Raw genomic sequence first — 25,299 nt, forward strand, 5'->3', positions numbered from 1 at the left:
CGGGTGTGACAGGCGCGGGAGCGTCCCGCGCCGCCCGAAGACCGCCGGACGAGGATCGTTGGACCCGACCATGAGTGCCCCCGCCCCGAGCGTCGCCATCCAGGCCGAGCCCTTCGACACCGCCGCCGAGATCGCCCGGATCGGCGCCGAGCTCGGCGGACGGGCCGGCGCGATCGTCACCTTCACGGGCCTGTGCCGGGACGAGGGCGGGCGCCTCGCCGCCCTGGAGCTCGAACATTACCCCGGCATGGCCGAGGCCGAGATCCTCCGGGTCGCCGAGGCGGCCGTTGCCCGCTGGCCGCTCCAGGCCCTGCGGGTGATCCACCGGCACGGCTTGGTGTCGCCGGGCGACGGCATCGTGCTGGTGGTGACCGCCTCGAGCCACCGGGTCGCGGCCTTCGAGGCGGCGGATTTCCTGATGGATTATCTCAAGACCCGCGCGCCGTTCTGGAAGCGCGAGCACCTGGCCGACGGCACCACCGGCGGCTGGGTCGAGGCCGCCGCCCACGACGACGCGGCGGCCGAGCGCTGGCGCTGATCCGGCCTACAGGATCGCGTTGAGCAGCACGGCCGCGAGGCCGCCCGCGATCGCCAGGCCGAGGAGAACCACGCTGCTGAGCTGGTCCCCCGTATCCACGGTCCGGCCGGGGCCGAGGGAACGGGTATGGGGCTCGTTGCTGCTCACGCGGTCTCTCCTGGGGGCGCCCGGCCCCCTGCGGGGGCGGCTGCGCGGGCGGACAACGCGCGAAACGCCGTCCGGTCTCGGCGCACCGCACACAAGCTGATAGAGAGCCACACTTGACCATGGCCGGCCCGCGGCGTTCGTGAGCCCGCGGTACGGGAGCGGTGATGACGGACGGTCAATCTCGGGACTTGGACGGCCCGGTCGGGCCCTGGCAGGGCGCCTTGCCGCTGGCGGCCTCCGGCATCGCCGTCGTCTGCTTCACGGCGGCGCTGGCGCTCGCCTGGATGTCGGTGGGCACGCTGCTGCTGATCTTCGCGGGCGTGCTGCTCGGCGTGTTCCTCGACGGCCTGACCCGGGGGCTCGGCCGCGTCCTGCCCCTGCCCCGGGGCGTGCGCCTGACCATCGCGAGCCTCGCGGTCGCGGTCGCGGCGATCGGCTTCGGGACCTATGGCGGCGCCACCATCGTGCAGCAGGGGCGCGACCTCGGCACCACGATCAAGGACCAGGCCGGCACTGTGTCGAGCTGGCTGTCCGAGCGCGGCATCGACGTGCCGAGCCTCGCGCCGCAGGGCGGCGGCAAGGACGGCTCCACCGACGCGAGCCAGCGGGAGGGCGGTCTCGGCGGCCTCGCCAACGGCCTGCTCAAGGGCAGCAGCTCGATCGTGTCCGATGCGGGCAGCGTCCTCGGGCCGGCGGCGGCCGTGATCCTCGGGCTGTTCGACGCGCTCGGAAACCTGCTGGTGATCGCCTTCCTGGGGCTCGCCTTCGCGGCCGACCCGGAGGCCTACCGCGACGGGGTGCTGCGCTTCGTGCCCCCGCAGAAGCGCCGCCGCGCGGCCAAGGTCCTCGACGGTGCCGGCGAGACCCTGCGGCACTGGCTGTTCGGCCAGCTGATCATCATGGCGGTGATCTTCGTCTGCACCTGGGCCGGGCTGGCCTTCCTGGGGATCGGCGGCGCGCTGATCCTCGGCCTCCAGGCCGGGCTGCTGGCCTTCGTGCCGACCGTGGGCCCGCTGGTGGCGGGTCTCGTGATCATCCTGGCGGCCCTGGCCTCGGGCCTGAAGGCGGTCATCGGCTCGATCGGCGTCTACCTGGCGGTGCAGTGCCTGGAGAGCTACGGGCTGACGCCGTTCATCCAGAAGCGGGCGCTGGACATCCCGCCGGCCACGATATTCGCCGGCCAGCTGATCCTGGGCGTGATCTTCGGCCTCTGGGGCATCGCCCTGGCGCTGCCCCTGATGGCGGTGATCAAGGTCCTGCTGGAGCAGCTCTACGTCGAGGACACGCTGCACGAGCAGCCGAGCAGTTGAGGCGCGCGGCGCGTCGCCGTCACGGCCAGATCGGCGCGCCGTCCAGCCCCGCGGTTTCCGGCAGGCCGCAGATCAGGTTCGCGTTCTGCACCGCCTGACCGGCGGCGCCCTTGCCGAGATTGTCGACCACGCCCATCGCGATCACCAGGTTGCGCGCGGGATCGGCCGCATAGCTGACGAAAGCCAGGTTCGAGCCGGTCGCCCATTTGGTCTGCGGCGGCCTGTCGGTCACGCGCACGAAGGCCCGCCCGGCATAGAAGCGCCGGGCCGCGTCCAGGCACTGGCTCGTGGTGGCCTGGCCGCGGCCATAGATCGTGACGAGGATGCCGCGGGTCATCGGCACCAGATGGGGCGTGAACACCAGGCCGGCCGCGCTGCCGCCGCTCAGCCGCTCGATCGTCTCGGCGATCTCGGGCATGTGGACATGCTCGAGCAGGCCGTAGGGCACGAGGTTCTCGTTGGTCTCGGCGTAGCCGAACCGGCTGTCGGCGCCGCCCCGGCCGGCTCCGGAGAGGCCGGTCTTGGCGTCGATCACGATGTTGCCGGGCTCGATCAGCCTGTCGGCCAGCAGCGGGGCCAGCGCGGTCAGCGTCGCCGCGGGGAAGCAGCCCGGGTTGGCGACGCGGGTCCGGCCCGCGATCTGGGCTGGCCAGACATCGGCCAGGCCGTAGGCCCAATGCGCGACATAGCGGTGGTCGCCGCCGATATCGACGATCTTCACGTCCGTGGGGACGCGCGCCAGCGCCGCTTCCGACATGCCCGTGGGCAGCGACGCGAACAGCACGCCGAGCTTCGGCAGGGCCTCGGGGTCCCATGGCTCGATCCTCAGCTCCGCCAGCTTGGCCGGGACACCGGGAAAGCGCTCCACCAAGCGGCTGCCGGCGCTGCCCTCGCCCGCGGCGTAGACCAACTCGAAGGACGGGTGGCTCGCGATCAGGCGCATCGCCTCGCCGCCGCCAAACCCGCTGATCCCGACAATGCCGACGCGGAGGCTCATGGTGGTGTCCTTCTGGAGTTCGGGCAAAAGAAAACCCCCGGAGCCGAGGGCTGCGGAGGTTCAGGAACGCGGGCCTGGGCCGGTCCGGCGGGCGAGGCCTACGGTGAGGCCGTCACGACGCGGAAGGACACGGATCGACGCGCAGCCCGAGAAGCCGCCGCTTGGGGGCAGCGACGTCGGCGTCGGTCACAGAGGGTCCGGTTCCTGGGCATGGCGCGCGAGCATGTTGCTGCCCGCCTGCCTCGTCAACCGGAATGTCGGCCCAGCCCTCGGGCGGGGACGCGGGCAGCGGCCGCGCCAGGACCCCTTCCGGGAGGCCCGGCGTGGGTTGGAGCCGCTCGGTGGAGCCGGCGACCGGACCCGTGAGCGCGATCGCCCCGGGCCTCGCCCGGTTCGGTCAGACCTGCGCTTGGCCGCCGTCGACGAAGAACTCGGCGCCGTTGACGAAGCTCGCCGCGTCCGAAGCCAGGAAGAGAACCACCTTGGCGATCTCCTCCGGCTCACCGACCCGCCCGAGCGGGATCCGTGAGCCCAGGGCGTCGAGAAGGCCCTGCTGCTTTTCCGCATCCTCGCCGGCCAGGCCGACGAGGCCTGGCGTGCGCGTCGCGCCGGGGCTGACGACGTTGACGCGGATGCCGCGATCCTTGAGGTCGAGGATCCAGCTGCGGGCGAAGTTGCGCACCGCCGCCTTGCTGGCCGAGTAGACGCTGAAGGCGGGCGTCCCCTCGATCCCCGCGGTCGAGCCGGTCAGCACGATCGCGCCGCCATCCTTCAGGAGCGGAAGGGCTTTCTGAACGGTGAAGAGCGTGCCCTTCACGTTGGTGTCGAAGGTCTGGTCGAACTGTTCCTCGGTGATGGCACCGAGCGGGGCGAACCCGCCGCCACCCGCATTGGCGAAGACGACATCGATCTGCGCGTGCTTCTGCTGGACCGCATCGTAGAGGCGGTCGATATCGGCGAAGGTCGCCATGTCGCCGCGCACGCCCGTCACGCGACCGCCGATCGCCGTCACGGCCGCGTCCAGCGCATCCTGACGGCGTCCGGTGATGAAGACGGACGCGCCTTCCTGCGAGAAGGCCTTGGCGGTCGCGAGACCGATGCCGCTCGTGGCGCCGGTCACCACCACCACCTTGTTCTCAAATCGGTTGGTCATCGTCGTTCCCTCGGGTTCAGCGGCGCGGCGGCCGATGCCGAGAGAGATGCGCCGACAACGATGATCCTTGCAGAGGGCAAATCCGGCACTTAGCGTTCCATTCAAGGAACGATGATGCGCCACAATCTCAACGACTACGTCTACTTCGCGGAGGTGGTGGCCCATGGCGGCTATGCCGCGGCCGGCCGAGCGCTTCGCGAGCCCAAATCGAAGCTCAGCCGCCGCATCTCGGCGCTGGAGGCGCGGCTCGGTGTGCGTCTGATCGAGCGCTCCAGCCGGCGCTTCCGCGTCACCGAGGTCGGGCAGAGCTTCTACGAGCGCTGCCGCGCGATGATGCTGGAGGCGGAGCGGGCTGAGGCGCTGGTCGCCGAAGCGCAGGCCGAGCCGCATGGCCGCATCCGGATGAGCTGCCCGGCGAATCTGGCGAAGGTGATATCCGCGATCGCGCGCGGCTTCCTCGCCCGTTACCCGAAGGTCCAGCTCCAGCTCGTCGTGACGGATCGGGCCGTCGATCTCATCGAGGAGCGGGTCGACCTCGCCCTGCGCGTTCGCCGCGCGCTGACGAGCGATGCCTCCCTCACCCTGCGCGTGCTCGGCAACTCGCGCTGGATACTCGTCGCCAGCCCCCAGACCGCGAGCCAGCTCGGCGCCGACATCGCGGATCTCGCGTCCTTTGCGACGCTCGGCACCAACGACGAGGCGGGCGAAGTCACCTGGACCCTCGAGCGCGACGACGGGGCCGTGCATGTGCTGCGCCACGAGCCGCGCATGACCTGCGCCGATTACGCCGTCCTCTGCGACGCGGCCGCGGACGGGCTGGGCGTCGCCTTCCTGCCCGACCATGCCTGCGCGGCGCATGTGGCCTCCGGCAAGCTGGTCCGCATCTTCCGGGACTGGCGGAGCAAGGACGGCATCGTCCATCTCGTCTTCACGACCCGGCGCGGCCTGCCGCCCGCCGTACGGGCCCTCATCGACCACGTCGCCAAGGAGTTTCCCGAGCTGTGAGCGGAGGCGGGTTTCGGGCGTGCGCGCGGCGCCGGCGACCCGTCAGCCGCGCAGGGCGTCCTCGATCATCCGGGCCACCGCCAGCGCCCGTCCGTCGTCGCCGAAGCGGCCGATCACCTGGACGCCCACCGGCAGGCGCTCGCCCGGCACCGGCACGTTCACGCAGGGCACGCCCATCAGGGTCCAGAGCTGGTTGAAGCGCGGATCGCCCGTGGAGGCCAGGGTCGCGGGGGCCGGGCCCGGGGCCGAGAAGGTCAGGATCGCGTCGTACTCGGAGAACAGGCCCTTGAGCACGCGGCGGGCCCGGTGGGCATGGCGGCGGGCATCGTCGTATTCCGCGGCCGCGATCGCCGCGCCGGCATCGAGATGCTCCCGGACCCGGGGCGGCAGCGCGTCGCGATGCGAATCGTACTCCCAGGCCAAAGCCAGCCGGCCCTCGTAGTTCTGGATGATCCGGTGGCGCTCCCAGGCGAGCGCCAGCTCCGGCGGCAGCGCGAGGTCGGTGACCTGCGCCCCCGACCGCTCGGCCGCCTGCCGGGCGCGGGCCAGGGCGGCCTCGGCTTCCGGCTCCGGCGCCTCGGCGAAATCCTGCCGCACCAGGCCGATGCGCGGCGCCGAGCCGGGCTCGGCCCGGGCGATCTCCGGGCGGCCGGTGACCAGCGCCAGGGCGTGGGCGACGTCCGCGACCCCGGCGGCGAACAGCCCGACCGTGTCGAGCGCCCAGGAATAGGTCTTCACCCCGACCGTCGGGATCAGCCGGAAGGACGGCTTCACCGCCGCGCAGCCGCAATAGCTCGCGGGCCGGATCACCGAGCCCGCCGTCTGGGTGCCGAGCGCGAGGGGCAGCAGCCCCGCCCCCACCGCGGCGGCCGAGCCCGCCGAGGATCCGCCCGGGCTGTGGCCGGGATCGTGCGGGTTGACCGTCTCGGTCGGGTCGCTGCTGGCAAACGCCGTGGTGGTGGTCTTGGCCAGGGCCACCGCGCCGAGGCCCTTCAAGCGCGCCACCACCGCGGAATCGCCCCGGGGCCGCCAGCCTTCATAGAGCGCGGAGCCCATCTGGGTCGGCAGGCCGGCGCTGTCGATGATGTCCTTCACGCCGACCGCGATGCCGGCGAGCGGCCCGGAATCCGGGATGGCCGGGTCGTCGTCCAGGGTGACCAGCGCCCGCAGCTCCGGCTCCCGCGCGGCGAGGGCCGCGCGGCACAGGTCGATCGCGCCCGCGGGCGTCAGGGTGCCGGCTTCGATGCGGGCGCGGAGATCGAGGATTGACAGCATACTGTATTCAGTCCCCGGGCCGGGTCGCTGTCAACTCAAGCGCTCGCCGCCGAAGTGGAGGCTTGTTCGGCGGCGAGCGCGTGACATCGGGGGCGGTTCTCGAAGGCCACAGGCCGGGCCATTCGCGAATCGGCGTTGACGAACGCTTTACGCGACCGTGCGCATCGTCTGGGTCATGTGGCGTGGCGTATCCCTGTTCTCCGCCCTGGCGCTGTTCGGCGCGGGGCTCACCGCTTGCTCGATCAACCGGTTCGAGCGGCGCGACCCGTGGCGCGACCAGGCGGAGCAAGTCTGCCTGGCGAAGAAACTGGTCGAGCCGACCGAGTTCATCACGCCGATCGCGGCGATGGACGGGCCAGGCCCCTGCGGCATGCAGCAGCCCTTCCGGGTGACGCGGCTGGCCGGCGGCACGGTGGTGATGAAGCAGCGGATGACGCTGGGCTGCCCGGCGCTCGCCGAGGCCGAGGCCTGGCTCGCCGACACGATCCAGCCCGCCGCGAACCTGTATTTCGGCGTGCCGGTGGCCGAGATCAACGCCGGCTCCTATTCCTGCCGGGGGCGCAACAACCAGCCCGGCGCCAAGCTCTCCGAGCACGGCTTCGGCAACGCGATCGACGTCATGTCGATCAAGCTGGCCGACGGCCACGTCATCACGATCAAGGGCGGCTGGCGCGGGACGGAGGCCGAGCAGGGCTTCCTGCGCGAGATCTTCCTGGGCGCCTGCCAGCGCTTCACCACGGTGCTGGCCCCGGGCTCGAACGTGTTCCACTACGATCACATCCATGTCGACCTCGCCCGGCACGACCCGCGCGGCCTCAAGCGGATCTGCCAGCCGCTGATCAAGTTCACGCCCCAGCTCGGGACCGGGGCCGAGCGGCCCCTGTCGCGCCCGCTGCCGCCGCCGCGCCAGCCGGCCGCCCCGCAGGCCCCGGTGGATATCGAGGAGGACGATCCCTACGGCGTCGCGCCGATGTCGAAGGCCCCGAGCCCGACCCAGGTCGCCCGCGCCCCGGCCCGCCTGCCCGCGGCCTCGGCCTACACCGCCGCGCCGCCGGTCCGCCCCGCCCCCCGGGTCGCCGCCACCCCCGAGGAGCCGGCACAGGATTACGACGAGCCGCTGCAGCTCGGCGCGCCGCCGCCGAGCACGGGGCCGATCTACTGAGACGGTCGGTCTTCGGCGACTCGAAAAGAGGACCGGACCTGTAGCGGCCGAGCCGCACAGATCGGCTAAAGCGTGCCTGTTTGCATGCGGGAGCTTGACTGGCGCCCCGGCGGGGCCATCGTCTCGCGCATGCAGGACAGCACCCCCGCCGAGGCACGCGCCATGCGCCCGATCCTTCACAGCCTGGCCCTCGGGCTGGCCCTCCTCTCCGTCGCGCAGCCAGCCCTGGCCCGCTCGGCCCGGGAGGATATCGAGCCCGCCGAGGAGCGGATCTTCCCGTTCGACGCCCAGATCCCGGGCTGCCAGGACCCGAGCGTCCTGGAGCGGGTCTCGACCAACTTCGCCGAGAAGGAGGCGAAGTACTGGAATTCGTCGATGACGATCCGGTCCTTCGACACGATCGAGCGCACCGCCTGGCGGCCCTGGGGGCTGGACACCTATCCGCGCCGGTTCTGCTCGGCCACCGTCACCACCTCGGACGGCGTGCGCCGCAAGGTCGATTACTCGGTCCGCGAGAGCCTCGGCATCATCGGGGCGACCTGGGGCGTCGAGTTCTGCGTCCACGGCCTCGACCGCGACCTGGCCTACGCCTACGCCACCGCCTGCCGGATGGCGCGGCCCTGATCATGCGCGTCCGCGCCGCCTGCCTGGCCGGCCTGCTGCTCGCGGGGCCGGCCGCCGCCCAGGATTATGGCGGCTTCAGCCGCCGGGGCGAGCCGGGCGCGTTCGATTTCTACGTGCTGGCCCTGTCATGGTCGCCGACCTACTGCGCCGGCGTCGGCGAGCGCCGGAACGACGTGCAATGCACCCCCGGCCGCGGCCTCGGCTTCGTGGTGCACGGGCTCTGGCCGCAATACACCCGCGGCTACCCGCAGAACTGCTCGGCGGTGGAGCGGGCGCCGACCCGGCAGGCGCTCGAGGTGGCCGGCCAGGTCTATCCGAGCGAGGGCCTCGCGCGGCACGAGTGGCGCACCCACGGCACCTGCTCCGGCCTCGACCCGGCCCGCTACTTTCAGGCCGCCCGCGACGCGCGCCTCGCCGTGACGATTCCCGACGGCCTGAAGGGCGGCGGCGCCCCGCAAAGCCTGGCGCCGATCGAGATCGCCCGGCAATTCGTCGCCGCCAATCGCGGCCTGCGCCCGGACATGATGGCGGTGACCTGCACCCGCGGGCAGCTGCAGGAGGTGCGGATCTGCTTCTCCAAGGACCTGCGCGGCTTCACCCCCTGCCCCGAGGTCGCCCGCGGCAATTGCCGCGCGCCCGAAATCACCCTCGACGCCGCCCGCTGACTTTTTTGACCGTTTTCGCGGTTCGAGGCTGGACCCGGGCCGCGGGATCCGCTTGAGGGCGACGCCATGAACTATCGGCACGCCTTCCACGCCGGCAACCATGCCGACGTGCTCAAGCACCTCGTCCTGGCGCGGGTGCTCGCCCATCTCCGCCTCAAGGACAAGCCGTTCCGGGCGCTCGACGCCTTCGCGGGCCTGGGCGTCTACGACCTGACCGCCGACGAGGCCTCCCGCACCGGCGAGTGGCGGGAGGGCTGGGGGCGGATGGACGAACCCTTCGCGCCCGAAATCGAGGCGCTGCTCGCGCCCTACCGGGAGGCGGTGGCGGCGGTGCAGGCCCGCTACGGCGCCACCGCCTATCCCGGCTCGCCCGCGGTGATCCGCGAGGCCCTGCGGCCCGGCGACAAGGGCGTGTTCGTCGAACTCCACCCGGAGGATGCCGCGACCCTGCGGGAGCGCTACGAGCGCGACGGGCGCACCAAAGTCCTGAGCCTCGACGGCTGGACGGCGGTGAACGCCCAGATCCCGCCCCCGGAGCGGCGCGGTCTGGTTCTGATCGACCCGCCCTACGAGGTGCCGGGCGAGATCGAGCGGCTCGGGACCCACCTCGCCCGGGCGGTGGCGAAATGGCCGACCGGCCTGTTCCTGGCCTGGTACCCGATCAAGGATGTGGCCGCGATCGACCGCATGGTCCGGGACCTCGACGCCGCCCTGCCCCGCCCGGCCCTGCGCCTCGACCTGCTGATCGACCGGCCAGACGACCCGACGCGGCTGTGCGGCAGCGGGTTGATCGTGGTCAATCCGCCCTGGCGCCTCGCCGAGGAGGCGCTGCTGTTCTTGCCGGCTCTAGCTCAGCGCCTGGCCCGCGGGGAGTTCGGCGGGTTTCGCTGCGATCCGATCGGCCCGCAGGATTGATTCGTCACTATTGGGCCGAGTTCGCGCCGGCGTCGCACTTCCTTAAGAAGTTTCGCGCAGCCGCCGGACAAGCTGTTGTGGCGACAAAGCCACATTTCTCTGCAGACCCGCGGCGGCCCTGCAAGAATGACTAAAAACTAGGCAAGTGCCATTTGTTTGCTTTTGTGTCATCGGCGGGCCGGTGTCAGCTTGACCGGGAACCAATTCCAGCGAGCTGCGACACCATGCTGAAGCGATCCACCCTGGCCGGCTTGGCCACCGTGCTGCTCTCCTCGACCGGCATCCTCGCGGCCGACCTGCAAGCCCCCGCCCCCGTGCCGGTGCCGCCCCCGGTCGAGCCCTGCAAGGCCACGCTGATCGGCCCGGCCTATGGCGGCGTGATCAAGGCCAACCCGAATCCGACCTGCTTCTCGGCCGGCCCGCTGGGGGATCTCTATGTCGGCGGCGCCGTCACCGGCTACGCCTACACCCAGACCAACCCGTTCGCGTCGTTCTCGACGCCCGCCGCCCCGAACGACCGGGACCGCTCGGCGCGGGTCGACTTCTCGAATCTCCAGGGCATCATCCAGAAGCCCGAAGGCGCGTTCCAGTTCTACGTTCAGGCGGGCGCCTACTCGATCCCGCAGCTCGGCTTCCCGACCCTCGGGACGTTCACCCAGACCGATCTGCTGTTCGGGCCGGTCCCGGTGGCCTTCGGCCGGATCCAGATCAACGATGAATGGTCGGTCCAGGGCGGGCGGATGTTCACCCTGATCGGCACGGAGCTGCTGTTCACCTACCAGAACCTGAACATCAACCGCGGCCTCCTGTTCGTGCAGGAGAACTTCATCAATCACGGCGTGCAGGTCAATTACAGCAGCGGCCCGCTCTCGGTCTCGCTCGCCGGCACCGACGGCTTCTTCTCCAACGAGATCAGCTGGCTGACCGGCAACGTCGCCTACAAGCTCGACGACTACAACACGATCGGCGTGAACGGCGGCCTCAACCTCGGCCGCACCAACGCCCTCGACCGCAGCCCGCGCTACCAGTTCGCCACCCCGAACTTCCAGCAGAATAGCGGCATCTTCAACATCAACTACACCTACGCGAACGGCCCGTGGATCGTCTCGCCCTACTTCCAGTTCACCAATGTCGAGCGGGATGAGCGCGTCGGGATCACGAGCAGCGCGTCGACCTACGGCGGCGCCCTTCTGGCCGCCTACTCCTTCAACGACATCTTCTCCCTGGCCGGGCGCGTCGAGTACACCGAGCAGACCGGCGTGCGCGGCGGGACCACCCCCAACCTGCTCGGCTTCGGCCCCGGCAGCAACGCCTTCTCGGTAACCGTCACGCCGACCTTCACGTTCGACCGCTACTTCTTCCGGGTCGAATACGCCCATGTCGAGCTCGGCGGCATCACGCGCGCGTCCGTCCTGGACGGCGGGACGATCGCGCCCGGTACCGGCTTCGGCCGCTACGGCAACCGCACCTCGCAGGACCGCTACATGGTCGAGACCGGCATCACGTTCTGATCCGATTCTCCGGACCGGCCTCCGGGCCGGGCTTTTCGACGACCCCCGGGCAGCCGCCCGGGGGTTTTTTCATGCGCAAAGACAAATGCGCATGCATCGCGCGGACCGGGTCGAATTCCGGCTTCTTCTGTAAGTTCTAGTATAGAATATCTCTATCCTGATAGATTTTGTGACGTAGATCTCCGATAACCGAACGGTTCATCCGCGTCGCTGAGCGCGCGGAACTTGCGATGCGGGCGCGGAGTCACGTATTGTCCTTTGCCTATTGTGCATGAGTGGGTTGAGGACATCTGGAAATGCCGCAGATCAAGGCTTTGTCGGACACGTTGCGGAGTGTCGCCGCGCCCGGCATGACGCCGAAGGCGTTGCGCGCGGCCGTCCGCGAGAAGCATCCCGATGCGACCAAGAAGGATATCGTGCGGGCCGCCTTCTATGCCTTGACCGAGGAGCACTCGAAGGATCTGGCCTGCCTCGCCGAGCTGCACGGCTTCGCCCTGGTCGAGCGCGTGTCCGAGGATGAGCGGACGATCAGGGTCGACGGCCACAAGAAGAAGCGTCGGCAAAAGCCCCTCGAGGCGGCGCCCGCCGAGGCGGCGCAGGCTGCGAATTGACGGCACCGGCCGGGAGGCTGCCCGCCGGGCCGGCGTGATCGCGCCCGGTGCCGCTCAGCCCCTCCGGAGCAGGCGTCGGCCGGGACGATGCCCCTCCTCCCCGGTGTCGCGGAAGCCGAGCTTCTGCAGCAGCCCCCAGGAGGCGACGTTGCCGGGGCGGCATTCCGCCACGATGATCCGCGCCGGGAAACGCCGGGCGAGAAGCCCGATGATCGCCGAGACCGCCTCGAAGGCGTAGCCGCGCCCGCGCGCCGCTCCGCCGATCCAGTAGCCGATCTCGATCGCCCCGGGGCCGCGCAAATGGGTGCCGACCACGCCGACGAGGTCGGGCCCGACCGGGTCCGGGGAGGTCCCCGCGCCCGTCTGCGGCACCCCCGCGGGGCGCGTCCAGGCCCCGAGGAAACGGTCCTCGCCGCGCGCGCCGCTGCGGATCAGCTGCTCGGCATCGCGCACCGTGAACGGGGCCGGCAGGAAATCGACCGCCGCGGTGATCGCCGGGTCGTCGGTGAGCCGGCGCAGATCCTGGGCATCCTCGGGCCGCAACGCCGCGATCGACAGGCGCGCGGTCTCGATCCGGGGCAGGTCGGCGAGGCTGTCGCGGGTGGCGCGAATGGTAAACATCGTTGCGATGTGGGGTCGCGGCCGGGCCGGGAAAGGCACGGTCATACCCCCGCGTTTCATCCCGCGAAGACTTTGACGACCTGTCGAACAGAGCGCGGCAGCGTCACGGATATGCCGGACGGGAACGGTTGCTTAACCTGAATCCGTCTTCATTGGGGCATCAAGTTGCGTCAGGCAAACGGGTGCGTCGATGCGGGTGCGTGGTACGGGTCGAGGGTTACGGACGCTGTCGCGCGTCGCCCTCATCGGCATCATCGGCGGCGGTGCCGCCGCCTGTTCCTCGGACGCATCGCGCCTGAGCAACCCATTCTCCAACCCCTTCTCGTCGGAGCCTGCCGCCACCGGCAGCCTGCCGGAGGGTGGCCTCAAGCCGGCCCCGGCGATCCGCACGGGCCGGATCCAGTCCGAGGCCCTCGGCGCCCCCGGTGCGGCTCCCCGCCCGGCCGCCACGGCGATCCCGGCCCCGACCCCGGCGGCCGCGCCGGCCACCCGCGTCGCCTCCACCGGCACCCCCGGCTGGAGCGCGCAGGGCGGCACGCAGATCACCGTGTCGAAGAACGACAGCCTGAACCAGATGTCGACGCGCTTCGGGGTGCCCGCCTCCGCGATCCTGTCGGCCAACGGCCTGTCCAATGCCAGCCAGATCACCCCCGGCCGGCAGATCGTGATCCCGGTCTACAACGCCTCCGGTCTGAACCCGGCCGCCGCCCCGATGACCGCGCGTCCGGCCCGGGCCGCCGAGGAGAAGCGCGAGGATGCGCGCCAGGTGGAGGCCAAGGTCGCCTCGAAGCGCGAGGAGGCCAAGGAGGCCGCCAAGCGTGAGGAGGCCAAGCGCGAGGAAGCCAAGGAGACCGCCAAGCGCGCCGCTGCCGAGAAGGAAGCGGACCGCAAGGAGGCGCTCGCCCGGGATACCGCCGCCCGCAAGGCCGCGGAGGAGAAGTCCCGCAAGGAGGCGTCCGTGAAGGAGGCCGACAAGAAGCAGCATGTCCGCCCCGGCCAGGTCGCCAAGGCGGACGAGAAGAAGACCGATCCGAAGGCCGACGCGAAGGCCAAGGCCGAGGCGAAGGCCCAGGAAGCCAAGGCCGAGGCCAAGGCGGCCGCGAAGGCCGAGGCCGCCCAGAAGCTCGCCGAGGCGAAGGCCGCCAAGGAGGCGGCCCAGAAGGCCGCCGCCGCCGAGAAGCCCGAGAAGGTCGCCGTCAAGGAGACGCCGAAGCCGGTCGCCGCCGCGGCGCCCGCCAAGCCCGAGCCCGCCGCCACCGGGTCGGTCGCCGACGCGACCCCGTCCGAGAGCTTCCGCTGGCCCGCCAAGGGCCGGGTGATCTCGGGCTACGGCACCTCCGGCAACGAGGGCATCAACATCGCGGTGCCGGAAGGCACGCCGGTCAAGGCCGCCGAGGAAGGCACCGTGGCCTATGCCGGCTCGGACGTGAAGGGCTACGGCAAGCTGGTTCTGGTGCGCCACGCCAACGGCTTCGTCTCGGCCTACGCCCATAACGGCGAGATCGACGTGAAGCCCGGCGACAAGGTCAAGCGCGGCCAGACCATCGCCAAGTCCGGCGCCTCCGGCAACGTGACCTCGCCGCAGCTGCACTTCGAGATCCGCAAGGGCGGCTCGCCCGTGGACCCGATGTCCCAGCTCGCCAGCAACTGAGACGACACGACGCGGTTTGAGGCGGCGGTCCCGGGAGGGGCCGCCGCTTTTTTCGTCAGCGCACCTGCGTGCTGAAGTTCGGCTGCGGTTTCAGGCGGCCATCCTCGCTCTGGGCCGCGACCGCGGCCGGCAGGAACTCGGCGAGCGCCGTCGCCACCCGCCCGGCGGGCAGGTTGAGGTCGTAGGCCAGCCGCTCGGTGACCGCATCCGGCAGGCATCGCGCCACAGCCTCGACCGGGACCGGGCGGTTCTCCCCGGGGCCGATCCAGGATTCGACGGCCTCGCCGTGGCCGGTCTCGCGCAGCCGGTCCAGGAAGGCGACGAGGCCGCCCGGGTAGAACTTGGCCAGCGCCAAAGCGAGCTTGCCGCTGCCGGTGCTCACGACCGCCCGGTCGGCCGCCGCGACCACGTCGCCGATCATGGTCTTCACACCGTCGAGCAGGCCCATCGCGTCGTGTCCCCCGGTTCCGTCACCGCGCCCAAGGTCGGGCGGATCGGGCCGCCGGCAAGAGCGCATGCGGCAATTGCGCGGGGGTCGTATAGGATGCCGTCGTCATCGAGGGCGTGATCCATGAAGCGCGTGCAGGCCGGTGTACTCGACGTCGCCTACCGGGAGGTCGGCCCGCCGGACGGCAAGCCGGCCGTGCTGCTCCACGGCTTCCCCTACGACATCCACGCCTACGACGCGGTGGCCGAGCGCCTTGCCGCGGACGGCGTACGCTGCCTGATCCCGTATCTGCGGGGCTACGGGCCGACCCGGTTCCGCGACGACGCCACCCTGCGCTCCGGCGAGCAGGCGGCCCTCGGCGCCGACCTCCTGGCCTTCCTGGACGCCCTCGGGATCGAGCGGGCCGTGCTTGCCGGCTACGATTGGGGCGGCCGGGCGGCCTGCGTGGTGGCCGCGCTCTGGCCGGCCCGGGCGGCCGGGCTGGTCAGCGGCGGCGTGGCCTACAACATCCAGAATATCCCGGCCGCGGGCAATCCGGCTCCGCCGGACGTCGAGCACAGGTTGTGGTACCAGTACTATCTCCACGGCGAGCGCGGCCGCGCCGGCCTGGCGGCCAACCGCGCGTCATTCTGCGCCCTGTTGTGGCGGCTCTGGTCCCCGACCTGGCCATTCTCCGAAGAGACCTACGCCCGGACCGCCCGATCCTTCGAAGAGAACCCGGATTTCGTGGAGGTGGTGGTCCATTCCTACCGCCACCGCTTCGGATTGGTCCCCGGTGACCCGGCGCTCGTCGAGATCGAGGCCCTCCTGGCGGCCCAGCCGGAGATCACGGTCCCATCGGTCGTGCTGCTCGGCGCCGATGACGGCGTCGGCCCGCCCCCGGCTGAGGATACCGATGCCCGGCACTTCACCGGGCCCTACCGGCGCGCCATCGTCGCGGGGGTCGGCCACAACGTTCCCCAGGAGGCGCCGGACGCCTTCGCGGAGGCCGTGCTCGGCCTGCTGTGACGGCCTGAGCGCGGGGCGTTGCTTTCGGGAAGCCCCTGGCTATAGTCCGCGCGCTTTCAGACAGGTCTGCGGACGCCGTATCCGGCGGCAGGCCTGCGTGCCAATCGCAGGAGACGCTCGTTGATCACCCCCGCCTTCGCGCAAGGGGCCGCTTCGGCCGCTGGCGGAGCGGAGATCGCCTTTCAGGTGATCCCGTTCGTCCTGATCTTCGTGATCATGTATTTCCTGATCCTGCGACCGCAGCAGAAGCGGGTCAAGGACCACCAGGCGCTGATCCGGGCGGTGCGCCGGGACGACACGATCGTCACCAATGGCGGCCTGGTCGGGCGCGTGGTGAAGGCCGTGGACGACCAGCCCGAGATCGAGGTCGAGATCGCCCCGAACGTCCGCGTGCGGGTCGTGCGGACGATGATCTCCGAGGTCCGCGCCAAGGGCGGCCCGGCCAAGGCCGCCTGACACCCCCCGTGAAGCGGCCGGCGTAACCCGCCGGCCCGAAAGAGAAAATTCCGGCCGATGCTGCGCTTCTCCCGTGCGAAGATCATCACGACCCTCGCGGCGATCCTGATCGGCCTGATGCTGGCGGTGCCGAGCTTCTTCACGCCCGAGCAGCGCAAGGGCTTCGTGGCGAGCCTGCCGTCCTGGTTCCCGACCTGGATCGTCCCGACCCGGGGCATCGTGCTCGGCCTCGATCTCCAGGGCGGCTCGCAGCTGCTGCTGGAGGTCGATCAGAACGAGCTGATCGCCTCCCAGGCCAAGGCCCTGCGCGACGACGTGCGTCGCACCCTGCAGCAGGAGAATGTCCGCGCCGATGGCGGCATCGGCCTGCTCCAGCGCGGCGTCCAGGTGAAGGTCGCGGACGACGCGGCCCGGGCCAAGGTCCTGCCCAAGCTGCAGGAATTGTCGCTGCCGATCACCAGCGCGATCGGCCAGACTGCTGCCCGCACCCTCGACATCACCGAGCAGCCCGGCGGCGTGATCCGCCTGACGCTCACCGATGCCGGCATCACCGACCGCACCCGCCGGGCGGTCAGCCAGGGCATCGAGGTCATCCGGCGCCGGCTCGATTCCACCGGCACCACCGAGCCCTCGATCCAGCAGCAGGGCGCCGACCGGATCCTGATCCAGGTGCCGGGCGAGCAGAACCCGGAGCGGCTGGAGAAGCTGCTGGGCTCCACCGCCAAGCTCGAGTTCCGCATGCTCGCCGACAGCCCCTCGGGCGATGTCGACATGCTGCCCTCCAAGGACGAGAAGGGCGCCAAGGTGCCGGTCGAGCGTCGGGTCATGGCGGATGGCGGCGAGCTGACCGACGCCCAGCCGGCCTTCGACCAGCAGTCGCATGAGCCGATGGTCAGCTTCAAATTCAACCTGCGCGGCGCCCAGCGCTTCGGCCAGGCGACCTCGGAGAATGTCGGCCGCCGCATGGCGATCGTGCTCGACAACGAGGTGGTCTCGGCCCCGGTGATCCGCTCGGCGATCACTGGCGGTTCCGGCCAGATCACCGGCAACTTCACGGTTCAGCAGGCCAACGACCTGTCGGTCCTGCTCCGGGCTGGCGCCCTGCCGGCGAAGTTCACCGTGGTCGAGCGCCGCGTCGTCGGCCCCGGCCTCGGCCGGGACTCGATCCAGGCCGGCAAGCTCGCGACCCTGGTGGCGGCGGGCCTCGTCGTCTGCTTCATGTTCGCCACCTACGGGACCTTCGGCTTCATCGCCAACATCGCCCTCATGGTCCATGTCGGGCTGATCCTGGGCCTGATGTCGGTGCTGGAGGCGACCATGACCCTGCCGGGCATCGCCGGCATCGTGCTCACCATCGGCACCGCGGTGGATTCCAACGTGCTGATCTACGAGCGCATGCGCGAGGAGAGCCATGCCGGCCGCTCGCTGATCTCCGCGCTCCAGGCCGGCTTTGACCGCGCCTTCGCGACGATCATCGACTCGAACTCGACCATGGCGATCGCCGCGCTGATCCTGTTCTTCCTCGGCTCCGGTCCGGTGAAGGGCTTCGCCGTGGTGTTCATCCTCGGCATCCTGACCACCGTCATCACCGCCGTGACGCTGACCCGGATGATGATCGCGGTGTGGTATAAGACGTTCAGGCCGAAGGCCCTGCCGTTCTGAATGAACTTCCTTTCGGGAGATGCATCGCCGCCGGTGTGATCCGCCGCTCCAAACCCCGAACCTCATCCTGAGGTGCCCGCGCCAGCGGGCCTCGAAGGAGGGATCCAGGGACCGCGCGCAGCCTGGAGGCCTCCTTCGAGGCTTGCGCGGGGCGCAAGCACCTCAGGATGAGGTCGCGGGTGGGACGGGATCGTGCCGGTGCTGACATCTCCCACACGTTAGGTCCGAAAAAAATGCGCCTGCTCCGCCTCTGGCCCGATGAATCGCATTTCGACTTCATGCGCTTCCGGCGGCTGACCTTTCCGCTCTCGGCGGTGCTGTCGCTCGCGACCGTGGTGCTGTTCCTCACCATCGGGCTGAACTTCGGCATCGACTTCAAGGGCGGCACCCTGGTGGAGCTGCAAGCCAAGTCCGGCACCGCCGACGTGGCCGCGATCCGGCACACCGCGGTGGGCTTCGGCTTCGGCGAGCCGGAGGTGCAGGAACTCGGCAACCAGGGCACCGTGCTGGTGCGCCTGCCGCTCCAGCCCGGCGAGCAGGGCCAGACCGCGGTGATGAACAAGGCGCACGCCGCCTTCGACGCCGATTACGACTTCCGCCGCACCGAGACCGTCGGCCCGCGCGTCTCGGGCGAGCTGGTCCAGTCCGGCACGCTCGGCGTCGTGCTCTCGGTGGTCGCGGTGCTGCTCTACCTCTGGTTCCGGTTCGAGCGGGAACTGGCGCTCGGCGCCATCGTCGGCACGCTCCACGACATCGTGCTGACGGTCGGCGTGTTCATCATCACCCGCATCGAGTTCAACATGACCTCGATCGCCGCGATCCTGACCATCGTCGGCTACTCGCTCAACGAGACCGTGGTGGTGTTCGACCGGACCCGCGAGCTGATGCGGCGCTACAAGACGATCCCCACGGTCGACCTGCTGAACCTGTCGATCAACTCGACCATGTCGCGCACCGTGATGACCTCGATCTCGTCGGGCCTGTCGCTCCTGGCGCTGGTCCTGTTCGGCGGCGAGGCGATCAAGGGCTTCGCCATCGTGATGCTCTGCGGCGTCGTGATCTGCACCTACTCGGCGATCTTCGTCTCGACTCCGGTGTTGATCTATCTGGGGCTGATGCTCTCGGGCGCCCGGGCGGCGGCCGAGCGCTCCGGCGTCCCGCAACCCGCGGAGTAGTTTTTTCCCGAGATGGCCGAGCAGCCGAGTCCGAAAAGCTTCGAGTCCGGCTTCGTGCCGGGGCGCCACATCATCGACACCTACGGCAATGGCGGCTTCCGCTTCGCCGGGATGTCGCATCGCGGCTCGCTCCTGCTCCTGCCCTCGGGGGTGCGCGCCTGGGACGTGACCTCCCCGAAGGCGATCGACCGGACTGCGTTGCGGCCGGTCCAGGCCGAGGCGGCGGGGATCGAGCTGCTGCTGGTCGGCACCGGCCTCGACATCGCGGCGATCGACCCGTCCCTGCGCGGCTGGCTCAAGGATGCCGGCGTCGGCCTCGACGTGATGCAGACCGGGGCGGCGGCGCGGACCTACAACATCCTGGTGGCCGAGAACCGCAAGGTCGCGGCCGCCCTGATCGTGGTCGATTGATGCCGGAGGTCGACGACAAGCCCGCCGAGACCGGCCTGCCCTTCGCGCAGGCCCATTGCGAGCAATTGGTCCGGGATGGCGACCCCGACCGCTACTACGCGACCCTGTTCGCCCCGGCCGCCGCCCGCCCCCACCTGTTCGCCCTCTACGCCTTCAGCCTGACCATCGCGCGGGTGCGCGAGGCCGCCTCGAACCCGATGGCCGGCGAGATCCGCCTGCAATGGTGGCGCGACGCGCTCCAGGGCGAGGCAAGGGGCGATGTCCGCGCCAACCCGGTGGCGGCGGCCCTCGAGGAGGCGATCCGCGTCAACCGCCTGCTGCGCCAGCCCTTTGTGGACCTGATCGACGCACGGGTGTTCGATCTCTACGAGGACCCGATGCCCCGGGTGAACGACCTGGAGGGCTATTGCGGCGAGACCGCCTCGGCCCTGTTCCGTCTGGCGAGCCTGGTGATCGGCAACGGCACCGAGCCGGGCGGCGCCGGGGCCGCCGGCCATGCCGGCGTGGCCTACGGCCTCACCGGCCTGCTCCGGGCCCTGCCCTGGCACGCCCGCTCGGGCCAAGTCTACCTGCCGGCCGACGTGCTCGGTCGCTACGGCGTCACCCGCGAGGACATCACCAGCGGCCGCGGCGGCCCGGGCCTGCGCCGGGCCTGCGCCGACCTGCGCGACCTCGCCCGGACCCATCTCAAGGCCTTCGAGGCCGCTCGCCCGACCATCGCGCCGCTCGCCGGCACGGCGTTCCTGCCGGTCGCCCTGGTGGAGCCCTATCTCGCGACGATGGAGCGGGCGAGCTACGACCCGCTCAACACGATCACCGACCTGCCGCGCTGGCGGAGGCTGTGGCGGCTGTGGCGGGCCTCGCGCCGGATCGGGTGATCCGTTCTCGCCTCCTGTCGAAGGACCCGCATCGTCATTGCGCGCGCAGCGAAGCAAGCCAGGGCAGCACGCGATCACAAAACGTGGCGCTACACTGGGTTGCTTCGCTGCGCTCGCAATGACGGCGTGGAACGGGGACGTCACAGCACCCGCGCCAACCCCGGCACCAGCGCCGCCAGGCGGGTGGGTGGGCCGAGGTCCGGCTCGGCCTCGGGGGTCGCCAGGGTCGCGATCCGGCAGCGGCCGTTCTGGATGAGCCCGGTCACCAGGCGGCCGCCCGGTTCGAGGGCCGCGCGCCAGTGCGGCGGGATCGCGTCGACGCTGCCATGGACCAGGATCCGGTCGAAGCCGCCATCCGGCAGTTCGGGCGCGAGGCCGTCGGCCTGGACGACATGGACCTCCGACTGGGCGGTGAGCCGGGCGGCGGCCTCCCGGGCGAGCGTCGCGTAGCGCTCGAGGCTCAGGACCGCGCCGGCCCCGAGCTTGGCCAGCAGCGCCGTGGCGTAGCCCGAGCCGGTGCCGATCTCCAGCACCCGGTGCCCGGGCTCGACCCGCAGCAGCGCCAGCATCTGCGCCACCAAGGTGGGCGCGGTCATCGAGGCGCCGCAGGGCAGCGGCAGGGCGATGTCGCGCCGGGCCTGGGCGCGATGGGCGGGCGGGGCGAAGGGCTCCCGCGGGACCTGCTCCATGGCCCGCAGGATCGCGGTGTCCCGCATCCCCCGGCCGCGGAGCGCCATGACGAAGGCCGCGTTGCCGGCAGCCTCCTCGAGGCCGCCCAGGTCGATCACGCCGAGAAGGCCTGCGCGAAGCGGGTCAGGGTCGGCTCGTCCGTGAGGTCGAGGCGCAGCGGCGTCACCGAGATCCGCTTCTCGGCGATCGCCTTCAGGTCCGAACCGTGGCCCGGCTCGAACCGGGCCTTGGCGAAGGCCAGCCAGAAATACGGGTTGCCGCGCCCGTCCACCCGGGCATCGATCGACAGCAGCGCCTGGTTGCGGAAACCCTGCGCCGCCACCGCGACGCCCTGCACGTCGGCCGGCTTGCAATCCGGGAAGTTCACGTTGATCAGGATGCCGGGCTCGATCCCGGTCTCCAGGATCTTGCGGACGACCTTCGGGCCGTGCTCGCGGGCGCAATCCCATTTGAGCGCGCTGCGCCCGCCGGCCCCGTAGGCCTGGCTCAGGGCGATCGAGCGGATGCCGAGGATCGTGCCCTCCATGGCGGCCGCGATCGTGCCCGAATAGGTCACGTCCTCGGCGACGTTCTGGCCGCGATTGACCCCCGACAGGATCAGGTCCGGCCCGTGCTCGCCCAGGATGTGGCGCACGCCGAGGATCACGCAATCGGAGGGCGTGCCCTTCACGGCGAAGCGCGTCTCGGAGACCTGCCGCAGGCGCAGCGGGTCGTTCAACGAGAGCGAGTGCGACACGCCGGACTGGTCGCTCTCCGGCGCCACCACCCAGACGTCGTCGGACAGCTCCCGGGCGATCTCCTCCAGGGTGGCGAGCCCCGGCGCGTGGATGCCGTCGTCGTTGGTGACTAGGATGCGCATCAGCGGGCCCCTTCGATCCGGTTGAGCCCGCCCATATAGGGGTGGAGCACCGACGGGATCGTGATGCTCCCGTCCGGGTTCTGGTAGTTCTCCATCACGGCGATCAGGGCGCGGCCGACCGCGACGCCCGAGCCGTTCAGCGTATGGACATAGGCCGGCTTGCCGTCCTTGCCCCGGTAGCGGGCGTTCATCCGGCGGGCCTGGAACTCACCGCAGACCGAGCAGGAGGAAATCTCCCGGTGCGTGCGCTGGCCCGGCACCCAGACCTCGATGTCGTAGGTCTTCTGGGAGGCGAAGCCCATGTCGCCGGTGCAGAGCGTCATCACCCGGTAGGGCAGATCGAGCTTCTTGAGGACCGCCTCCGCACAGGTGAGCATGCGCTCGTGCTCGTTGGCCGATTCCTCTGGCGTCGTGATCGAGACCATCTCGACCTTGTTGAACTGGTGTTGGCGCAGCATGCCCCGCGTATCCCGCCCCGCCGCCCCAGCCTCGGCCCGGAAACAGGGGGTGAGCGCGGTGAAGCGCAGGGGCAGCTCTTCTTCGCGCAGGATCGACTCGCGCACGAGGTTGGTCAGCGGCACCTCCGCCGTGGGGATGAGCCAGCGCCGCCCCTGCTCCATTCCGACGCGGACATCCTCGCCGAGGGCGTCGCCATGACGGTCCGCTTCCGTGGGCTTAGTGACGGACAGAGCGTCGTAGACTTTCCTCAGGGACGAGCCGTCGACGATGGCGAACTGATCGTCCTCGAATTTCGGCAGCTGCGCCGTGCCGAACATGGCGTCGTCCTTGACGAGCACCGGCGGCGCGACTTCCAGATACCCGTGCTCCTGCGTGTGCAGGTCGAGCATGAACTGGCCGAGCGCCCGCTCCAGCCGGGCGAGCTGGCCCTTGAGCACCACGAAGCGCGAGCCGGAGAGCTTCGCGGCGGATTCGAAATCCATCAGCCCGCAGGCCTCGCCGAGCTCGAAATGCTCCTTGCCCTCGGTCAGGCGCTCCCGGGTCGAGGCGTGGCTGCGGTAGAGCACGTTGCCGTGCTCGTCGGCGCCGTCCGGCACGTCGGGCTTGGGCCGGTTCGGGATCGCGGCGAGCTTTTCCGCGAGCGCCCTGTCGGCCTCGCCTTCCGCTGCCTTCAGCGCCGGCTCGGCGGCCTTGAGGGCGGCGACCTCCGCCATCAGGGCGGCGGCCCGGGCCTCGTCCTTGGCCTTCTTGGCGCCGCCGATCTCCTTGGCCACCGCGTTGCGCCGCTCCTGGTTGGCCTGGGCCGCCGACACCGACGATTTCCGCGCCTCGTCGAGGGCGATCAGCTCGGCCGAGAGTGGCGCGAGGCCCCGGCGGGCGAGGTCGCGGTCGAAGGCGTCCGGGTTGTCCCGGATGGCGCGGATGTCGTGCATCGTGTCGGCTCGGATCGGCGCGCAGGCTCGGGGCGCGCGGCCCCCGCTTTGCCGCATCGCGTCCGGTGGGACAAGCGCGGGGCCGCCCTCAGGCTTTCGGCGGCGCGATCTTCAGCTGGTCGATCGCCCAGAGCCAGGTGCCGTCCGGCTGCGCCCGGGCGACCTCCACCGAGAGCGCGCCGTTGGGCAGACGGGCGAAGGTCAGGGCGAGATCGCCGTTGCGCACGGGCTCGAGTGTCTCGGGGGCCGGGAAGTCGGACTTGCGCCCCAGCAGGTTGGCGTAGAAGGCCCGGATCTCGTCATGCCCGGTGGCGACCACCCGCCCGGCGGCCAGGACCGCCCCCGGCTCGTAGAGGGCCACCAGCCCCTCGACATCGCCGGCATTGGCGCGTTGGTTGAAGAGCTGGGCCAGCGCCCCCGGCTCGGTTGCGGCGTCCCGATTGTCTTGGGCCATGCGTCGCTCCTGTGCAGGCTAGGGGGTAACGGTCTCGGGGCGAAGTGCGGATCATCCCGTCCGCAGAAACGCGGCGCGGCGGTCTTCGCCCGCGGGACATGCGAGATCCGGCCCGGGGCCGGTCATGCGAGGCGCCGCCCGCCGCCATCCTCGACCGTGACGGCGACCGGGATCCCGGCCTGCACGCTCTCCGACACCGTGCAGAAGCGCTGAAACTGCTCCAGCACCCGGTCGATCCGGGGCATCGCGTCGGATTCCGCGCCGAGCAGGATGCGCACGTCGATCCCGATGATCCGCAGCCGGCCTTCCGGGTTGCGCGCCACCCGGCAACTGGCCTCGGCGGCGACGCCCTGAGCGTCCTGCCGGAACTTGCCCAGGGCGAAGACCAGGCTGGCGCACAGGCAGTTCGCCACCCCGGCAATCAGCATCTGCTCCGGGACCGGACCGGTGCCGCCGCCGATCGGGGGCGCCTCGTCGGTGAGGAGGCCGGGCAGAGCGGCGCCGAAATCGACGGTGAAGACGTAAGCCCCGACCTGGGCGATCCGGATCGTCGGTCCCGCTTCCATCCGCGCCCTCCCGGGGCCGACCCGGGCCGCCCTCGCGGAAGATCCAACGCCCGATTCGGGTTCGCGTTCGGAACGCCCCGAGACGGATGATTTCCGTAACCGAACGCCGTAGTACGGTTGCTCGACCGATCCGGCAGCCAAACCCCCCGATCCGATGACGAGCCTCGAGACCCTGATGCCGCTCCTGGAGCGGATCGCCACCGCGCTGGAGCGGGCCGCGCCGCCCGCGGCGCCGGCCTTCGACCCGAACGCCGCCGACGCCTTCCTGTGGGGGCCCGAGCGGCGGCTGACCCCGGTGCCGCAGGTGGCCCGGGTGGAGATCGGCCTCCTCACCGGCATCGACCGGGCCCGCGACACGCTGATCGAGAACACCGAGCGCTTCGCCCGCGGCCTGCCGGCCAACAACGCCCTGCTGTGGGGCGCCCGCGGCATGGGCAAGTCCTCGCTGGTCAAGGCGGCCCATGCCGAGATCAACGCCCGCCGGCCCGCGGGGGCGCGGCCGATGAAGCTCGTCGAGATCCACCGGGAGGATATCGAGGCCCTGCCCGACCTGATGGCGCTGCTGCGGCCCGATCCGCATCGCTGGCTGGTCTATTGCGACGACCTCTCCTTCGACGGCGACGACACCTCGTACAAGTCGCTCAAGACCGCGCTCGACGGCGGCATCGAGGGCCGGCCCGGCAACGTGCTGTTCTACGCCACCTCCAACCGCCGGCACCTGCTCGCCCGCGACATGGTCGAGAACGAGCGCTCGACGGCGATCAATCCCGGCGAGGCCGTGGAGGAGAAGGTCTCCCTCTCGGACCGGTTCGGTCTCTGGCTCGGCTTCCACAAATGCAGCCAGGACGAGTTCCTGGCGATGATCCGGGCCTATGCGGAGCGCTACGGCCTCGACCTGCCGCCCGAGCGCCTGCGCGCCGAGGCGCTGGAATGGGCCACCACCCGCGGCTCGCGCTCCGGCCGCACCGCCTTCCAGTTCATCCAGGATCTCGCCGGGCGGATGGGGAAGGTGCTGGATTGAGACGGTCCGGCGCCTGAAGCATCCGGCCCGCGCGCGCCCCCGTCATTGCGAGCCGAGCGAAGCAACCCAGGGCTACGCACCCTCCTCGAATCGCG

28 protein-coding genes are annotated in these 25,299 nt (G+C 70.9%); 17 read left to right on the forward strand and 11 right to left on the reverse strand.

The genetic code is table 11. The annotated features are described in order from the left end of the window. Positions 1–70 precede the first annotated feature (70 nt). Positions 71–538 carry a molybdenum cofactor biosynthesis protein MoaE gene (locus tag LGR69_RS21825; protein WP_122160339.1) on the forward strand — a complete coding sequence of 156 codons (468 nt, stop codon included), beginning with the start codon at positions 71–73 and terminating at the stop codon, positions 536–538. A gap of 6 nt (positions 539–544) precedes the next feature. Here the strand turns inward: LGR69_RS21825 and LGR69_RS21830 are convergent, their stop codons facing one another. Then, positions 545–685 carry a hypothetical protein gene (locus LGR69_RS21830; protein WP_007562530.1) on the reverse strand — a complete coding sequence of 47 codons (141 nt, stop codon included), beginning with the start codon at positions 683–685 and terminating at the stop codon, positions 545–547. A 164-nt stretch (positions 686–849) separates the two neighbouring features. On the opposite strand from LGR69_RS21830, the gene LGR69_RS21835 reads away from it, so the two are divergent. Beyond that, entirely contained in the window at positions 850–1,995 is a 1,146-nt protein-coding gene (locus LGR69_RS21835) for an AI-2E family transporter (protein ID WP_007562528.1), read from the forward strand. A gap of 19 nt (positions 1,996–2,014) precedes the next feature. Here the strand turns inward: LGR69_RS21835 and argC are convergent, their stop codons facing one another. Next, positions 2,015–2,992, reverse strand: a complete 978-nt coding sequence (gene argC / locus LGR69_RS21840; RefSeq protein WP_230367306.1) for an N-acetyl-gamma-glutamyl-phosphate reductase — start codon at positions 2,990–2,992, stop codon at positions 2,015–2,017. A gap of 397 nt (positions 2,993–3,389) precedes the next feature. Next, the gene (locus LGR69_RS21845; RefSeq protein ID WP_091863717.1) at positions 3,390–4,145 is read right to left on the reverse strand and encodes an SDR family NAD(P)-dependent oxidoreductase; all 756 of its coding nucleotides are present in this window, start codon (positions 4,143–4,145) and stop codon (positions 3,390–3,392) included. 111 nt (positions 4,146–4,256) lie between these two features. Here LGR69_RS21845 and LGR69_RS21850 point away from each other — a divergent pair, with 111 nt between their 5' ends. Then, positions 4,257–5,150, forward strand: coding sequence for a LysR substrate-binding domain-containing protein (locus tag LGR69_RS21850; protein WP_230367307.1), 894 nt, complete (start codon positions 4,257–4,259; stop codon positions 5,148–5,150). A 42-nt stretch (positions 5,151–5,192) separates the two neighbouring features. On the opposite strand, the gene LGR69_RS21855 is transcribed toward LGR69_RS21850, so the two are convergent. Then, entirely contained in the window at positions 5,193–6,425 is a 1,233-nt protein-coding gene (locus LGR69_RS21855) for an amidase (RefSeq protein WP_230367308.1), read from the reverse strand. Between the two features lie 175 nt (positions 6,426–6,600). Between LGR69_RS21855 and LGR69_RS21860 the strand changes: the two genes are divergently transcribed. From LGR69_RS21860 to LGR69_RS21885, 6 genes are all read left to right on the forward strand, one after another. After that, a complete protein-coding gene (locus LGR69_RS21860) occupies positions 6,601–7,587 on the forward strand; it encodes an extensin-like domain-containing protein (protein WP_230367417.1) in 987 nt (328 codons plus the stop codon). A 162-nt stretch (positions 7,588–7,749) separates the two neighbouring features. Next, complete coding sequence (locus LGR69_RS21865) at positions 7,750–8,211, forward strand: hypothetical protein (protein ID WP_007562510.1); 462 nt, start codon at positions 7,750–7,752, stop codon at positions 8,209–8,211. 2 nt (positions 8,212–8,213) lie between these two features. Continuing rightward, a complete protein-coding gene (locus LGR69_RS21870; RefSeq protein WP_230367309.1) occupies positions 8,214–8,876 on the forward strand; it encodes a ribonuclease T2 in 663 nt (220 codons plus the stop codon). Between the two features lie 66 nt (positions 8,877–8,942). Beyond that, the gene (locus LGR69_RS21875; RefSeq protein ID WP_230367310.1) at positions 8,943–9,791 is read left to right on the forward strand and encodes a 23S rRNA (adenine(2030)-N(6))-methyltransferase RlmJ; all 849 of its coding nucleotides are present in this window, start codon (positions 8,943–8,945) and stop codon (positions 9,789–9,791) included. Positions 9,792–10,015: 224 nt separating this feature from the next. Then, complete coding sequence (locus LGR69_RS21880; protein WP_230367311.1) at positions 10,016–11,302, forward strand: porin; 1,287 nt, start codon at positions 10,016–10,018, stop codon at positions 11,300–11,302. A 296-nt stretch (positions 11,303–11,598) separates the two neighbouring features. Further along, positions 11,599–11,913, forward strand: coding sequence for a hypothetical protein (locus LGR69_RS21885; protein WP_230367312.1), 315 nt, complete (start codon positions 11,599–11,601; stop codon positions 11,911–11,913). Positions 11,914–11,967: 54 nt separating this feature from the next. Here LGR69_RS21885 and LGR69_RS21890 read toward each other — a convergent pair whose 3' ends face one another. Continuing rightward, positions 11,968–12,534 (reverse strand): GNAT family N-acetyltransferase, encoded by a 567-nt coding sequence (locus LGR69_RS21890; protein ID WP_230367313.1) that lies wholly within the window; start codon positions 12,532–12,534, stop codon positions 11,968–11,970. Between the two features lie 190 nt (positions 12,535–12,724). Between LGR69_RS21890 and LGR69_RS21895 the strand changes: the two genes are divergently transcribed. Then, a complete protein-coding gene (locus tag LGR69_RS21895; protein WP_230367314.1) occupies positions 12,725–14,185 on the forward strand; it encodes a peptidoglycan DD-metalloendopeptidase family protein in 1,461 nt (486 codons plus the stop codon). Positions 14,186–14,240: 55 nt separating this feature from the next. On the opposite strand, the gene LGR69_RS21900 is transcribed toward LGR69_RS21895, so the two are convergent. Next, a complete protein-coding gene (locus LGR69_RS21900; protein WP_007562498.1) occupies positions 14,241–14,633 on the reverse strand; it encodes a YidB family protein in 393 nt (130 codons plus the stop codon). A gap of 123 nt (positions 14,634–14,756) precedes the next feature. On the opposite strand from LGR69_RS21900, the gene LGR69_RS21905 reads away from it, so the two are divergent. The 6 genes from LGR69_RS21905 (at position 14,757) to LGR69_RS21930 (ending at position 20,223) form a co-directional block, all read left to right on the forward strand. Continuing rightward, complete coding sequence (locus LGR69_RS21905) at positions 14,757–15,641, forward strand: alpha/beta fold hydrolase (protein ID WP_230367315.1); 885 nt, start codon at positions 14,757–14,759, stop codon at positions 15,639–15,641. 120 nt (positions 15,642–15,761) lie between these two features. Beyond that, the gene (gene yajC / locus LGR69_RS21910; protein WP_007562493.1) at positions 15,762–16,097 is read left to right on the forward strand and encodes a preprotein translocase subunit YajC; all 336 of its coding nucleotides are present in this window, start codon (positions 15,762–15,764) and stop codon (positions 16,095–16,097) included. A 57-nt stretch (positions 16,098–16,154) separates the two neighbouring features. Then, positions 16,155–17,759: a protein translocase subunit SecD gene (gene secD, locus LGR69_RS21915; protein ID WP_007562492.1), complete on the forward strand. Its 1,605-nt coding sequence runs from the start codon at positions 16,155–16,157 to the stop codon at positions 17,757–17,759. A 233-nt stretch (positions 17,760–17,992) separates the two neighbouring features. After that, a complete protein-coding gene (gene secF, locus LGR69_RS21920; RefSeq protein ID WP_091863710.1) occupies positions 17,993–18,934 on the forward strand; it encodes a protein translocase subunit SecF in 942 nt (313 codons plus the stop codon). 12 nt (positions 18,935–18,946) lie between these two features. After that, complete coding sequence (locus LGR69_RS21925; protein WP_122160348.1) at positions 18,947–19,345, forward strand: Mth938-like domain-containing protein; 399 nt, start codon at positions 18,947–18,949, stop codon at positions 19,343–19,345. Beyond that, complete coding sequence (locus LGR69_RS21930; protein WP_230367316.1) at positions 19,345–20,223, forward strand: phytoene/squalene synthase family protein; 879 nt, start codon at positions 19,345–19,347, stop codon at positions 20,221–20,223. The genes LGR69_RS21925 and LGR69_RS21930 overlap by 1 nt, the downstream gene beginning before the upstream one ends. A 140-nt stretch (positions 20,224–20,363) precedes the next feature. On the opposite strand, the gene LGR69_RS21935 is transcribed toward LGR69_RS21930, so the two are convergent. From LGR69_RS21935 to LGR69_RS21955, 5 genes are all read right to left on the reverse strand, one after another. Further along, positions 20,364–21,011: a protein-L-isoaspartate O-methyltransferase family protein gene (locus LGR69_RS21935; protein ID WP_230367317.1), complete on the reverse strand. Its 648-nt coding sequence runs from the start codon at positions 21,009–21,011 to the stop codon at positions 20,364–20,366. Continuing rightward, positions 21,008–21,772, reverse strand: a complete 765-nt coding sequence (gene surE / locus LGR69_RS21940) for a 5'/3'-nucleotidase SurE (RefSeq protein ID WP_230367318.1) — start codon at positions 21,770–21,772, stop codon at positions 21,008–21,010. The genes LGR69_RS21935 and surE overlap by 4 nt, the downstream gene beginning before the upstream one ends. After that, on the reverse strand, positions 21,772–23,163 hold the full coding sequence (gene serS / locus LGR69_RS21945) for a serine--tRNA ligase (protein WP_230367319.1): 1,392 nt from the start codon (positions 23,161–23,163) through the stop codon (positions 21,772–21,774). The genes surE and serS overlap by 1 nt, the downstream gene beginning before the upstream one ends. A gap of 88 nt (positions 23,164–23,251) precedes the next feature. Further along, entirely contained in the window at positions 23,252–23,617 is a 366-nt protein-coding gene (locus tag LGR69_RS21950) for a YybH family protein (RefSeq protein WP_122160351.1), read from the reverse strand. A gap of 122 nt (positions 23,618–23,739) precedes the next feature. Then, entirely contained in the window at positions 23,740–24,183 is a 444-nt protein-coding gene (locus tag LGR69_RS21955; protein WP_122160352.1) for an OsmC family protein, read from the reverse strand. 154 nt (positions 24,184–24,337) lie between these two features. On the opposite strand from LGR69_RS21955, the gene LGR69_RS21960 reads away from it, so the two are divergent. Beyond that, complete coding sequence (locus LGR69_RS21960) at positions 24,338–25,204, forward strand: ATP-binding protein (protein ID WP_007562479.1); 867 nt, start codon at positions 24,338–24,340, stop codon at positions 25,202–25,204. Positions 25,205–25,299 lie beyond the last annotated feature (95 nt).

The sequence above is a fragment of the Methylobacterium brachiatum genome (genome assembly GCF_020523825.1).
Classification (GTDB): domain Bacteria; phylum Pseudomonadota; class Alphaproteobacteria; order Rhizobiales; family Beijerinckiaceae; genus Methylobacterium; species Methylobacterium brachiatum.

Bases quoted from the DNA above. Each gene is read 5' to 3' on its own strand.
- LGR69_RS21825 (WP_122160339.1), top strand. From the start codon at position 71: ATGAGTGCCCCCGCCCCGAGCGTCGCCATCCAGGCCGAGCCCTTCGAC.
- LGR69_RS21835 (WP_007562528.1), top strand. From the start codon at position 850: ATGACGGACGGTCAATCTCGGGACTTGGACGGCCCGGTCGGGCCCTGG.
- argC (WP_230367306.1), bottom strand. From the start codon at position 2,992: ATGAGCCTCCGCGTCGGCATTGTCGGGATCAGCGGGTTTGGCGGCGGC.
- LGR69_RS21845 (WP_091863717.1), bottom strand. From the start codon at position 4,145: ATGACCAACCGATTTGAGAACAAGGTGGTGGTGGTGACCGGCGCCACG.
- LGR69_RS21850 (WP_230367307.1), top strand. From the start codon at position 4,257: ATGATGCGCCACAATCTCAACGACTACGTCTACTTCGCGGAGGTGGTG.
- LGR69_RS21855 (WP_230367308.1), bottom strand. From the start codon at position 6,425: ATGCTGTCAATCCTCGATCTCCGCGCCCGCATCGAAGCCGGCACCCTG.
- LGR69_RS21860 (WP_230367417.1), top strand. From the start codon at position 6,601: ATGTGGCGTGGCGTATCCCTGTTCTCCGCCCTGGCGCTGTTCGGCGCG.
- LGR69_RS21865 (WP_007562510.1), top strand. From the start codon at position 7,750: ATGCGCCCGATCCTTCACAGCCTGGCCCTCGGGCTGGCCCTCCTCTCC.
- LGR69_RS21870 (WP_230367309.1), top strand. From the start codon at position 8,214: ATGCGCGTCCGCGCCGCCTGCCTGGCCGGCCTGCTGCTCGCGGGGCCG.
- LGR69_RS21875 (WP_230367310.1), top strand. From the start codon at position 8,943: ATGAACTATCGGCACGCCTTCCACGCCGGCAACCATGCCGACGTGCTC.
- LGR69_RS21880 (WP_230367311.1), top strand. From the start codon at position 10,016: ATGCTGAAGCGATCCACCCTGGCCGGCTTGGCCACCGTGCTGCTCTCC.
- LGR69_RS21885 (WP_230367312.1), top strand. From the start codon at position 11,599: ATGCCGCAGATCAAGGCTTTGTCGGACACGTTGCGGAGTGTCGCCGCG.
- LGR69_RS21890 (WP_230367313.1), bottom strand. From the start codon at position 12,534: ATGTTTACCATTCGCGCCACCCGCGACAGCCTCGCCGACCTGCCCCGG.
- LGR69_RS21895 (WP_230367314.1), top strand. From the start codon at position 12,725: ATGCGGGTGCGTGGTACGGGTCGAGGGTTACGGACGCTGTCGCGCGTC.
- LGR69_RS21900 (WP_007562498.1), bottom strand. From the start codon at position 14,633: ATGGGCCTGCTCGACGGTGTGAAGACCATGATCGGCGACGTGGTCGCG.
- LGR69_RS21905 (WP_230367315.1), top strand. From the start codon at position 14,757: ATGAAGCGCGTGCAGGCCGGTGTACTCGACGTCGCCTACCGGGAGGTC.
- secD (WP_007562492.1), top strand. From the start codon at position 16,155: ATGCTGCGCTTCTCCCGTGCGAAGATCATCACGACCCTCGCGGCGATC.
- secF (WP_091863710.1), top strand. From the start codon at position 17,993: ATGCGCCTGCTCCGCCTCTGGCCCGATGAATCGCATTTCGACTTCATG.
- LGR69_RS21925 (WP_122160348.1), top strand. From the start codon at position 18,947: ATGGCCGAGCAGCCGAGTCCGAAAAGCTTCGAGTCCGGCTTCGTGCCG.
- LGR69_RS21930 (WP_230367316.1), top strand. From the start codon at position 19,345: ATGCCGGAGGTCGACGACAAGCCCGCCGAGACCGGCCTGCCCTTCGCG.
- surE (WP_230367318.1), bottom strand. From the start codon at position 21,772: ATGCGCATCCTAGTCACCAACGACGACGGCATCCACGCGCCGGGGCTC.
- serS (WP_230367319.1), bottom strand. From the start codon at position 23,163: ATGCACGACATCCGCGCCATCCGGGACAACCCGGACGCCTTCGACCGC.
- LGR69_RS21950 (WP_122160351.1), bottom strand. From the start codon at position 23,617: ATGGCCCAAGACAATCGGGACGCCGCAACCGAGCCGGGGGCGCTGGCC.
- LGR69_RS21955 (WP_122160352.1), bottom strand. From the start codon at position 24,183: ATGGAAGCGGGACCGACGATCCGGATCGCCCAGGTCGGGGCTTACGTC.
- LGR69_RS21960 (WP_007562479.1), top strand. From the start codon at position 24,338: ATGACGAGCCTCGAGACCCTGATGCCGCTCCTGGAGCGGATCGCCACC.